The organism is Listeria immobilis, assembly GCF_014322765.1.
GTDB classification, from domain to species: Bacteria; Bacillota; Bacilli; order Lactobacillales; family Listeriaceae; genus Listeria; species Listeria immobilis.
In genome coordinates, this window is sequence record NZ_JAASTZ010000009.1 from 121,124 (window position 1) to 133,000 (window position 11,877).

Annotated in this window: 9 protein-coding genes; 1 reads left to right on the top strand and 8 read right to left on the bottom strand. The window is 36.0% G+C overall.

The window, feature by feature from the left end; translation table 11 throughout:
- Window positions 1–82: 82 nt before the first annotated feature.
- The 4 genes from hfq to HCJ50_RS08780 form a co-directional block, all read right to left on the bottom strand.
- A complete protein-coding gene (hfq, locus tag HCJ50_RS08765) occupies window positions 83–316 on the bottom strand; it encodes an RNA chaperone Hfq (RefSeq protein ID WP_003719566.1) in 234 nt (77 codons plus the stop codon).
- A 112-nt stretch (window positions 317–428) separates the two neighbouring features.
- Window positions 429–1,346, bottom strand: coding sequence for a tRNA (adenosine(37)-N6)-dimethylallyltransferase MiaA (gene miaA, locus HCJ50_RS08770; protein ID WP_185348546.1), 918 nt, complete (start codon window positions 1,344–1,346; stop codon window positions 429–431).
- A 131-nt stretch (window positions 1,347–1,477) separates the two neighbouring features.
- Window positions 1,478–3,154, bottom strand: a complete 1,677-nt coding sequence (locus tag HCJ50_RS08775; protein ID WP_185348548.1) for a glycerol-3-phosphate dehydrogenase/oxidase — start codon at window positions 3,152–3,154, stop codon at window positions 1,478–1,480.
- Window positions 3,155–3,380: 226 nt separating this feature from the next.
- Entirely contained in the window at window positions 3,381–4,088 is a 708-nt protein-coding gene (locus HCJ50_RS08780; protein WP_185348550.1) for a glycerophosphodiester phosphodiesterase, read from the bottom strand.
- A gap of 207 nt (window positions 4,089–4,295) precedes the next feature.
- Between HCJ50_RS08780 and HCJ50_RS08785 the strand changes: the two genes are divergently transcribed.
- A complete protein-coding gene (locus tag HCJ50_RS08785) occupies window positions 4,296–6,155 on the top strand; it encodes an acyltransferase family protein (protein WP_185348552.1) in 1,860 nt (619 codons plus the stop codon).
- A 40-nt stretch (window positions 6,156–6,195) separates the two neighbouring features.
- Here the strand turns inward: HCJ50_RS08785 and HCJ50_RS08790 are convergent, their stop codons facing one another.
- The 4 genes from HCJ50_RS08790 to HCJ50_RS08805 form a co-directional block, all read right to left on the bottom strand.
- Window positions 6,196–6,663 (bottom strand): S-ribosylhomocysteine lyase, encoded by a 468-nt coding sequence (locus HCJ50_RS08790; RefSeq protein WP_185348554.1) that lies wholly within the window; start codon window positions 6,661–6,663, stop codon window positions 6,196–6,198.
- A 79-nt stretch (window positions 6,664–6,742) separates the two neighbouring features.
- Window positions 6,743–9,202 (bottom strand): DNA topoisomerase IV subunit A, encoded by a 2,460-nt coding sequence (gene parC, locus HCJ50_RS08795; protein WP_185348556.1) that lies wholly within the window; start codon window positions 9,200–9,202, stop codon window positions 6,743–6,745.
- Window positions 9,199–11,166 (bottom strand): DNA topoisomerase IV subunit B, encoded by a 1,968-nt coding sequence (parE, locus tag HCJ50_RS08800; RefSeq protein ID WP_185348558.1) that lies wholly within the window; start codon window positions 11,164–11,166, stop codon window positions 9,199–9,201. Before parE ends, parC begins: the two co-directional genes overlap by 4 nt.
- Before the next feature lie 190 nt (window positions 11,167–11,356).
- The gene (locus HCJ50_RS08805; RefSeq protein WP_185348560.1) at window positions 11,357–11,764 is read right to left on the bottom strand and encodes a CoA-binding protein; all 408 of its coding nucleotides are present in this window, start codon (window positions 11,762–11,764) and stop codon (window positions 11,357–11,359) included.
- Window positions 11,765–11,877 lie beyond the last annotated feature (113 nt).

Sequence of the window (11,877 nt, forward strand, 5' to 3'; positions counted from 1 at the left end):
AACTAATCGTAGCATATTTTCTGCATAAAAAAAAGACATGAAACATCGCAAACACGAGTTTCCTGCCTTTTAAATGAATTACTTATTCCGCATCAGGATTTAAAGCTACATTCTTTTGCGGGGAGAAAGTTGAAATTGCATGTTTAAACACAAGTTGTTGTTTTCCTTCTACATCAAGTAATACCGTAAAATTGTCAAAACTTACAACGCGTCCTCTTAATTGAAAACCATTTGTTAAAAATACCGTTGCAAGAATTTTTTCCTTACGTAATTGATTTAAGTAATAGTCCTGTAAGCCTTGTCCACCTTGTTTCATAATTTCCCTCTCCAATCTCTATATCTTCTACAAATTTTTCCCAAAAACCCAACTTTTGTTTTGGTTGGCTAATTTCAAATACCCTTTATTTCTTATTACCAAACAGAAAAGCTTATTTCGCTTCCAAAAATTCATTTACTTGTTTTATTGCTTCGGTAAATGTTGTCTTTGTATTTGCTTCAATCCAATTAACATCCATACGATTTCTAAACCAGGTTAATTGTCGTTTAGCAAAATGACGCGAATTTTTCTGAATTAACGACTTTGCTTCTTCTAAAGAAATATTACCTTCAAAATACGCAAATAATTCTTTGTAACCAATGCCTTTAATGGCTGGAACATCCACTAGCTTTTGCATATATAAAGCTCTTGCTTCTGCTTCTAACCCTTGCTTAAACATCTCATCTACACGGTCATTGATTCGTTGATAAAGTATTTCTCTTGTTAAATCTAATCCTAAAAAAAGGGGCTTATATAATTTATTTTGTTCGTGATGGATTTGATACTCTGAAAATGGTTTTCCAGTTGAATGCATCACCTCTAGCGCTCTAATGACACGCCGTTTATTATTTGCATGAATTAGTGTAGCACTTTTCGGATCAAGCTGATTTAACTTTTGCCATAAAGCATCATTGTCTAAAAGTTCTAATTCCAACCGATAAGCTTTGTCTCCACTGGAATTACCAAAATCATAGTCATAAAAAACGGATTGTATGTAAAGACCCGTTCCACCGACAATAATTGGTGTTTTTCCTCGTTTATGTATCAACTCTATAAGGCGTCTTGTTTCTAATTGGAATTTCGCAGCAGTAAATGGTTCAACCGGTTCCGTCACATCTATTAAATAGTGTTTAATCCCTTCCATTTCTTCTGATGTGATTTTCGCCGTACCAATATTCAGGCCACGATAAACCTGCATAGAATCCCCACTAATAATCTCCCCATTAAATTTTTTTGCTAGTTCGATACTCAGACTTGTTTTTCCGACAGCGGTTGGACCAACAATGACGATGACAGGAATACTACCCAAAAAAAAAACCTCCTTTTTCGTCTGTAATCAATGTACCATGAAAAAGTTATCTTGAGAATAGCGAAAATGTATTTTCATTAAAAAAAAAACGCACATCTGGATAGAAATGCGTTTTTCTTATTTATGTTTATTTATCTATCATGCCAATCTGCTGGTTCTCTAGCATCTTTTATTTGTTGATTTAATTCTTCCATATAAGTTTGTTTTATTTCTTCGTTCCAGTGAAACTGTTTGGCCATTTCATCCACAACTGCCTCTTTCCACTCAAGTAAATATGGCATATCGAAAAGTAAGTACCCAGTCCGTCTTAACAGAAAGTCTACAGGTGTAGTTACTGCTTCATGTTGAATAGAATAACGTAATTCGGCGTATAAACTATTTGGTAGAGTAGTTTCATTTGTGTCTTTATGTTCTTGTGCATAGGTAAATAATTGATCGATATTGCTACCAAAACGTTTCGCAATTTCTCGTCCTTCTTCAAGTGTCCAGCCAAAACGATTATTTCCTTCTTTTGCTTTTTTAGCAAGGAATTCCTCTAAATGTTCTGAACCACCGATATTTCCACCTGAAATTGGTAAATGTTTTGTTTGTACTGATTTATATTTTTTTCCAGTTTCTTTTGCTAAGGTTTTAGAGACATCATCTAGTAATTTTTCAGCCATTTTGCGGTAACCAGTTAATTTCCCACCAGCCATCGTAATTAAGCCGCTTTCAGAAAACCATACTTCATCTTTACGAGAAATTTCAGATGGATCTTTGCCTTCTTCATAAATTAATGGTCGAACGCCTGCCCAGCTTGATTCAATATCTTTTTCCGTAATATGCACTTCTGGGAACATGTAATTAATTGCTTTAATCACATAATTATGATCTGACTCTAATGCTTTTGGATTAATAATTGCTTCATCATAAACCGTATCTGTCGTTCCTACATACACCTTCTTATCACGTGGGATTGCAAACACCATTCGACCGTCTGGCGTATCAAAATAAACAGCTTGTTCCATTGGGAATTTTTGTTTATCAATGACTAAGTGAATCCCTTTGGTTAAACGTAGATGTTTATTGTTAGTAGCGTAATCTAATTTTCGTACTTTATCCACCCATGGGCCTGCCGCGTTTATCACTCGACATCCTTTTATATCATATGCTTTTCCTGTCAATCGATCTGTTACAGTTATACCAACCACTTGTTTTTTTTCATCATATAAAAAGTTCTCCGCTTTTGTATAGTTAATTGCATTAGCTCCTAATTCAACGGCTTTTTTCATGACTTCAATAGTTAGACGTGCATCATCCGTACGGTATTCGACATAATAACCTGATCCTTTTAAGCCATCTTTTTTTACAAATGGATTTTTCGCTAATGTTTCTTTTGCATTTAATATTTTACGACGTTCATTTTTCTTTACACCCGCTAAGTAGTCATATAAACGAATACCAAATGATGCGGTTGTTTTCCCCATATTTCCACCCTTATGGAACGGTAGCATCATCCATTCAGGAGTTGTCACATGTGGCCCATTTTCATAGACAATTGCTCGTTCTTTCCCTAAATCAGCCACTTCTTTTACTTCAAATTGTTGTAAGTAACGTAAACCCCCATGGACTAATTTGGTAGAACGGCTGGATGTTCCGCTAGCAAAGTCCCCCATTTCAACAAGTGCTACGCTCATACCTCTAGCGGTTGCGTCTAACGCGATACCCGCACCAGTAATTCCTCCCCCAACAATCACTAAATCAAATTTTTCTTCTTGCAGATTTCGTTCTATTGTTTCTCTATCAAATGCTGAAAATAATTGTACCATTATGAATTGCCCCCTTCAAATTGTTTATTATCTGCATTACGGCGTTCTCTTCACTTTTCCACTTTTCAAAGTAACTGAAACTTGATTAAGCTGAAAAAACAAAAAAAGAGACTGCAAACAAAGACGATTGCGCTCGTCTTTTGCAGTCTCTCCATATCTCAGACAATAATATTTATTAACTTGCTGTTATTATAGCTTTTAATAGTTTAGAATGAAAGCGTTTTGCTCATTGTATATGTTCCTTTTTTCTTATTGATACGGCTACTTCTGGGAAATCTGTCATCATTCCTTTAGCATGAATAGCATAGAAATAGGCTATATCTTCCTCTTTATTCACTGTCCAGTATCTCGCAGGTATTTCTTTTAAAACTGGATTATCTTTCGCTTTGATTGGTGGGTGTACGGCATCTAGCTGAATTTTTTTATGTAAATCTAGCACAGCATCCAAATTTTCATGTGTAATAAGTGCTAATCGAGATGTACTATCGATTTTTCTCAAACGGACTAATGTAGCTGGGTTAAAGGAAGAGTACATGACATTGATGTGAGGATATTTATTAGCTAAATCAATCACTTTTTGTTCTATTCCTGCATACTCAAAGACATCCGTTTTTAACTCAATATTCAAAATTATCTCAGCGTCTCCGATTAATTTAAAAACTTCTTCTAAGGTTGGTACACGAACTTTCCGAAAGAACCGGTTGCCAATTTCCAATTTTTTTAGTTTAGCAAGTGTAAAATCCTTTAGATAACCAGAACCATTGGTCGTCCGATCTACTTTTTCGTCATGCATAACAATTAATTCTCCTGTTTTAATTAAATGGATGTCTAATTCTATGCCATCTGCTTTTGAATTTATGGCTGCTTTTATTGCTGGTAAAGAATTTTCTGGATGAGTTCCACTACTACCACGATGGGCAAAAATCTCCGTCACTGTACTCCCTCCAAACTATTTACTTATTTTTACTATAACAAAAATAAGCCAATATACTCAAATTATTAAATTCAATCTATAAAATCGTCTTTTTAACTTACTTCTTGATTTATCTGTGTTATTATAGTATTGAGCTAAAAACAGAAAGCTTTTTTCTCTGTCTTAAGTCGCATATACATTCACTTATCACATTTAGGAGATGTTATTTTGAAAAGAACTACTCGCTACAGTAGAAAATATGTTCCGAGTATTGACGGACTTCGAGCACTCGCTGTACTTGCTGTTATAGCCTATCACTTGAATTTTAGCTGGGCAAAAGGCGGATTTATTGGAGTTGACATATTTTTTGTATTATCTGGTTATTTAATTACCAATATTTTATTAACACAATGGGAAAAAACACAAACCCTTCAATTAAAAACCTTTTGGCTTAGACGTTTTAGACGACTTATTCCAGCAGTATATATAATGATTGTCGTTGTTGTTATTTATTCCGTTTTATTTCATCCTGAAATTTTAAAAAATCTGCGTGGTGATGCCATTGCTTCTTTCTTTTATGTAAGTAATTGGTGGTTTATCTTCCACGATGTTTCCTATTTTGATTCTTTTGGGCTTCCTTCACCTCTAAAAAACTTATGGTCACTTGCGATAGAAGAACAATTTTATCTCGTTTGGCCGGTATTTTTACTTGGATTTTTGCGCTGGGTTAAAAATCCAAAATTACTTTTAAAAATCGTTATTGGGCTTGCATTACTTTCTGCTATTTGGATGACTGTTCTCTATGACCCAGGTAGCGACCCTAGTCGTGTTTATTACGGTACAGATACACGGGCATTCGATTTACTTGCAGGTTGCGCCCTTGCCTTCGTTTGGCCTTTTAATCGACTAAGTCCGGTTGTTCCAAAAAGAAGTAAGGCTGCTTTAAACATAGCTGGGACCCTTAGTATTATGCTCTTCTTTGCATTTACAGCTTTAGTTAGTGAGTACCAGCCATTTTTATATCGTGGTGGTTTGTTATTTGTAGCAATCATCGGTGTGACAATGATTGCAACCATCTCTCATCCGGCATCTTATTTAAGTAGAATTTTTAGTTTTAAACCACTTAGATGGATTGGAACGCGTTCTTATGGTATTTATTTATGGCACTACCCGATTATCACATTAACCACACCAGTTTTCGAGGTTGGCCAAACTAATATTTGGCGAGCAATTTTACAAGTTGCAGCTACTTTTATTATTGCTGAGTTATCTTTCCGATTTATTGAAACACCCATTCGTAAAAACGGTTTTATTAACTATTTCAAAAGTTTCAAAAGCAAAAACTATTTTGTTTGGAAAAATAAACCAGTTGGAAAATGGCTAGGTATCGCTGGGCTAGTGACCGTTTTAACACTATTTTCTCTTGGAATGACCAATGTTCTACCTGTTAGTACAAATGCAGAAAAACAAGCTACATCGACAGAAACAGCTTCACCAAAAAAAGAAAAAACACCAGCTAACAAAGCTACTGCCGATAAAGAACAAGCTGATAGCAAAGACAAATCATCCAATCCACCAAAAGTGAATAATTCAGATAAAAAAAGCAAAACGTCTTCTGGAACGATTACTTATACACAAACATTAGCTATTGGCGATTCTCTAATGCTAGATATTGAGCCTTATTTAAAAGATGCAGTTCCTAATATTACAATTAATGGGCTTATCGGGCGGCAATTGCGAGATGCTATAACTACCGCAACTGGCTATAAAAAATATAATAGTGCTGATAGTGCAGTTATTCTGGAACTTGGAACAAATGGACCTTTTACAGAATCTCAATTAAATACTTTATTAGATCAATTTAAAAATGCTTCCATTTATCTGGTCAATACAAAAGTACCACGTGGATGGGAATCCGAAGTAAATAACAGTATCGCTAATGCAGCTGAACTTTCTAATGTAACTGTAGTTGATTGGTATTCATTAGCTGTTGATAATCCACAGTATTTTGCTCCTGATGGTGTTCATCTTACTGAATCTGGTGCTAAAGCATATGTTAACTTGCTTACTAATGCGATGAAAAAATAACGATCTGCCCAATGAACGGGCGGATCGTTATTTAAATTAATTATTCACCAAACACATTTTTCCATTCATTTCTTTTGGCTAAAAAGTCTTTTGCTAAAGCTTGAGCGCCTTCTAAACTATGGCTCGCTGCCCAACCGCATTGCACTTCATTACATGCTGGTACTTCCGTTGCAATTAGTACATCCTCTAAAGTAGTAGCTAAGATTTCTAGCGCATCATCATAATCAGTATGGTTAATGAAAGATACGTAAAAACCAGTTTGGCATCCCATTGGGCTAATATCCACTAATTGATCAGTATGATTTCTAGCAAGTTCAGCCATTAAATGTTCAAGCGAATGAAGTGCTGGCATCTCCATATGTTCTTTATTGGGCTGTTTAAAACGCACATCATATTTATAAATTTCATCACCACGCTCGCCTACTTTTGTTCCGGCCAACCTAACAAAAGGTGCTTTAACTTTCGTATGATCTAAATTAAAACTTTCTACATTCATTTTTTCTGCCACTTATGTACCCTCCTTTTATTTCCTGCAATTATATCAAAAAAAAGAATCTTTGCCTATTTTCTAAGCAAAGATTCTTTTTTTACTCATCTTTAGAATCTGTCGTATCTTTTATTTCAGGTATTTCTAGCCAAATTGCTGTTGGCTCGCCTTCCATGGTTTCATCTAATACAAAGGAACCATTAGAATAACGATCAGTTACACGAAGATTAGCAACATCAATTTCAACTATTTGGTCGGTATTGGTTTCTATAAACAAATGATCTTTATTGTCAGCAAGTGTGATACCAATAAAGCGGTGTGGATTATTTTTTAATTCTCGTAACATTAGTAAGCCACGTTTCGCTCTAGATATAGGTTCAAATTCACTAGCTTTCATTTGTTTTAAAGAACCTCTTTGTGTCGCGAGTAAGATATGTTTATCATTATTTTGTGCAAGAACAACACCATCAACCACACTGTCTTCTTGTTTTAAGTTAATTGCTTTAACTCCAGCTGTCTTAGCACCTGACTCCGGTATTTCCACAATAGGATAACGAAGACCATAACCACATTTAGTAGCAAGAAAAACATCTTCTGTTCCATCTATTAAATGTACACTCAAAAGTTCATCGTTATCTTTCAATTTAATTGCCATCATTGATTTTGAATAACGTTGCGGTTTATAGTTGGTTATTAAGGATTGTTTGGTCATTCCATTTTTTGTAATAAATAAAAGGCGTTTTTCTTCTGTAAACGTTTGGATGTTAATAACGGAGCGAATTTCTTCTCCCGCAGATAAGTCACTTGCAAGATGACTAACATGATCCCCCAAGTTTTTCCAGCGAATATCTGGTAGTTCATGTACTGGTCGATAAATGAAGTTCCCTTTGCTAGTAAATAAAAGGAGTGTCTCCAGTGAATTCATTTTCTTAATAAAGATGGCATGATCCGCTTCTTTCATCGCTAGCTCTGCACCGTTAGATGCCGCATAGGAACGCTGACTTGTACGTTTAACGTAACCTTCTTTTGTTACAGATACTATCACATCTTCATTAGCGACAAGTACTTCTGTATCAATTTTAATTTCGGTGATTTCTGCTTGAACTTCTGTACGTCGAGGTGTTTTATATTTTTTCTTAATGTCTGCTAGTTCTGATTTTAAAACAGCAACTAGCTCCGATTCATCACCTAATATTTTTTCCAGAACGCTAATTTGTTCTGCCAATTCTTTTGCTTCACTTTGAAGTTCATGAATATCTGTATTTGTTAAACGATAAAGTTGCAAAGATACAATCGCTTCAGCTTGTTTTTCACTAAAATCATACGTTGTTTGCAAGTTTAGTTTTGCATCGCGCTTGTCTTTAGATCCACGAATTAACTTAATCACTTCATCTAAAATAGATAAAGCTTTAATTAATCCTTCTAAAATATGTTGACGGGCACGTGCTTTTCTAATGTCATATTCTGAACGTTTCGTAATAATTTCTTTTTGGTGCTCAATATAAGCATCAAGCATTGGGATTATCCCCATTAGCTCTGGACGTTTATGATTAATTGCTACCATGTTGAAATTATAACTTACTTGTAAATCTGTATTTTTAAATAAGTAATTAAGTACACCTTCCGCATTTGCATCTTTCTTTAATTCTACAGCAATGCGAAGTCCAGTACGGTCTGTTTCATCACGAACTTCTGAAATCCCTTCAATTTTCTTTTCAATACGAAGTTCGTCCATTCGTTTGACTAAATTAGCTTTATTGACTTCATAGGGAATTTCATGGATGGTAATTTGTTTTCTGCCACCACGAATTTCTTCAATTTCGGTTTTAGAACGAACAACTACACGGCCTTTTCCTGTTTCATAAGCTTTACGAATTCCATCAATACCTTGGATAATTCCACCAGTTGGAAAATCAGGACCTTTGACAATTTTCATAATATCTTCTGTTGTTGAAAGGGGCTTATCCAGGCGTTTAATAACTGCTTCAATAATTTCGGTTAAATTGTGAGGCGGAATATCAGTTGCATATCCGGCCGAGATACCAGTAGATCCATTCACCAAAAGATTCGGAAAACGTGCTGGTAAAACAGTTGGCTCACTAGAAGTATCATCAAAATTGGGAATGAAATCGACAGTTTCTTTTTCAATATCACGCAATAATTCTGCGGATATTGGCGAAAGACGTGCTTCGGTATAACGCATTGCTGCAGGTGGATCACCATCAACACTACCATTATTTCCGTGCATTTCAATTAGCATATTTCGAACTTTCCAGTCTTGGCTCATCCGTACCATTGCTTCATAAACAGAAGAATCACCATGCGGATGGTAATTACCAATAACATTTCCGACTGTTTTAGCTGATTTACGGAAACCTTTCTCCGCTGTATTTCCTTCCACATTCATTGCAAATAAAATCCGACGTTGTACCGGCTTTAGCCCATCACGCACGTCTGGAAGAGCACGTTCTTGAATAATATATTTACTATATCTACCAAAACGGTCGCCCATAACTTCTTCAAGTGCTAAGTCTTGGATATGTTGTTCTGGATTACTCAAATGTCTTTCGCCTCCTCAACCATCATGTTCTCATTTTCTAAAATATTTTGGTTATCTTCCATAGAAAACTCAACATGCTTTTCAATCCACTGACGTCTAGGTTCTACCTTGTCTCCCATCAATGTTGCAACGCGTCGTTCTGCACGTGCGGAATCATCCACGCGGACTCGAATTAAAGTACGCGTATCTGGATTCATTGTTGTTTCCCAAAGTTGGTCTGCATTCATTTCACCAAGACCTTTATAACGTTGAATCATATAACCTTTACCAATTTTTTGAATTGCTGCATCTAACTCCTCATCTGTCCAAGCATATTCAATTACTTCTTTTTTCCCTGAGCCGCGACTTACTTTATAAAGTGGTGGTAACGCAATAAATACTTTACCAGCTTCAACAAGTGGTCTCATATAACGATAAAAGAAAGTTAGTAATAGTACTTGAATATGAGCACCATCTGTGTCGGCATCGGTCATAATTACTATTTTGTCGTAATTACAATCTTCTACATCAAACTCTGTACCCACACCTGCACCAACCGTATGGATAATCGTACTAATTTCTTCATTTTTTAAAATATCTTGTAGTTTTGCTTTTTCTGTATTGATTACTTTTCCTCGAAGTGGCAAAATTGCTTGAAAACGACGGTCACGACCTTGTTTGGCAGAACCTCCCGCCGAGTCTCCTTCCACAAGATAAAGCTCATTCTTATTTGGGTTTCGCGATTGAGCAGGAGTTAATTTTCCGGAAAGAAGTGTTTCTGAGCGTTTCTTCTTTTTCCCGTTTCGAGTTTCTTCACGGGCTTTTCTGGCAGCTTCTCTTGCTTCACGAGCTTTTACTGCCTTTTTAACAAGAAGAGAGCTTGTCTCAGGGTTTTCTGCAAGGAAGTAAGCTAAATGTTCCGCTACTACAGCATCCACTGCCTGACGAGCTTCCTGCGTCCCTAGTTTTTCTTTTGTTTGGCCTTCAAATTGAAGAATTTTTTCCGGCACGCGAATAGAAAGTACAGCTGATAAACCTTCGCGAATATCGCTACCTTCCAAATTTTTATCTTTTTCTTTAAGTAAATTAACACGGCGAGCATAGTCATTAAAAATACGCGTCATAGCAGCTTTCATACCTGATTCATGAGAACCTGCTCCACGAGTTCGTACATTATTTACAAAACTTAATATATTTTCTGAGTAGCCGTCATTAAATTGGAATGCCATTTCGACTTCGATAGTCGCGTTTTCCCCTTCAAAACTTGCTACTGGATGAAGTACATCTTTGCCTTCATTAATATATTCTACAAAGTTTTTCACACCTTCCTCAAAATGGAAAGACTCTGCCATGCCAACACGTTCATCAATTAATTGAATGAGCATGCCTTTTAGAAGAAATGCAGACTCTCTTAATCGTTCGGAAAGTGTTTCATAATTAAAAGAAGTTGTTGGGAAAATTGCTGGATCCGGTTTAAAGCGAATGGTTGTCCCTGTTGCTTTAGATTTACCGATTTTTTTAAGCTTTCCGTCAGGTTTCCCACCATCTTTAAATCTTTGTTCGTACGTTGCTCCTTCTCGATTTATTGTTACTACTAACCATTCAGAAAGCGCATTTACAACGGAGGAACCAACACCATGGAGACCACCACTAGTCTTATAACCGCCTTCTTGCCCAAATTTACCACCAGCATGAAGTACTGTTAATATAACTTCTACAGTAGATTTACCAGTTTTGTGCATCCCAACTGGCATTCCACGACCTTCATCACTCACACTGACACTATTATCATCATGTAGTGTGACAACTATTTTCTTACCAAAACCTGCAAGAGCCTCATCGACCGAATTATCCACAATCTCATATACTAAATGGTGCAACCCGCGTACATCTGTTGAACCAATATACATCGCTGGGCGTTTTCGAACAGCGTCTAGCCCTTCAAGCACCTGAATAGAATCATCATTATACTCATTCCGATTCATATTTCAAAACTCCCTTCATTCCATCAATCTCTAGCGTTTGTTGTTCATTTGTTGTTATCTTCTGAAAACCACTTTATCAGAATAGCATTAACTAGCTAATTAATAAAGTGATAGTTTAGTGACAATTTCTTTTTCATAAAAAAACAGGCTCTGCTATAAGAACCTGCTTCCTCCCAAAATGGTCTGTTATTTATTCCATTTCTTGATAAGCAACCTTAATGCAATAATCCATGACAGTAGGATATCCTTTTTCTGTCAAAAAATCAAATGCTTCTTGATTAAAAATGCCAAGTTGTGCCCAAAACACATCCGCGTCTACCTTATCAAACGCTTTAGCAATTTCAGGTAAAAACTCTGAACGGCGAAATACATTAACAATATCAACATGTTCTTCAATATCGCTCAATTGTTTTACAGCTTTCTCGCCAAGTATCTCTTCTGCATTAGGGTTTACTGGTATGATTTTGTAGCCCGCACGCTGCATTAATTGCGTTACTTGATAACTTGTACGTTCTGGCTTATCACTCAGGCCAACGACTGCGATTACTTTTGCTTGCTTTAAAATCTGATTGATCTCTTCTTTTGTTGGATTTTGCATTAGTCTAATCGCCCCCTCACTATTCTTTTTAATCATAAGCTATTTTTAGGTTTTTTTCAACTTTTCCTTGTGATTTCTACATACAATTTAGCCAAATATCTCTTTTTTATGCT

What these genes read in the sequence shown, in the direction of transcription:
- hfq (WP_003719566.1), bottom strand. Translation starts at nt 316, where the DNA reads ATGAAACAAGGTGGACAAGGCTTACAGGACTATTACTTAAATCAATTA.
- HCJ50_RS08775 (WP_185348548.1), bottom strand. Translation starts at nt 3,154, where the DNA reads ATGGTACAATTATTTTCAGCATTTGATAGAGAAACAATAGAACGAAAT.
- parE (WP_185348558.1), bottom strand. Translation starts at nt 11,166, where the DNA reads ATGAATCGGAATGAGTATAATGATGATTCTATTCAGGTGCTTGAAGGG.
- HCJ50_RS08805 (WP_185348560.1), bottom strand. Translation starts at nt 11,764, where the DNA reads ATGCAAAATCCAACAAAAGAAGAGATCAATCAGATTTTAAAGCAAGCA.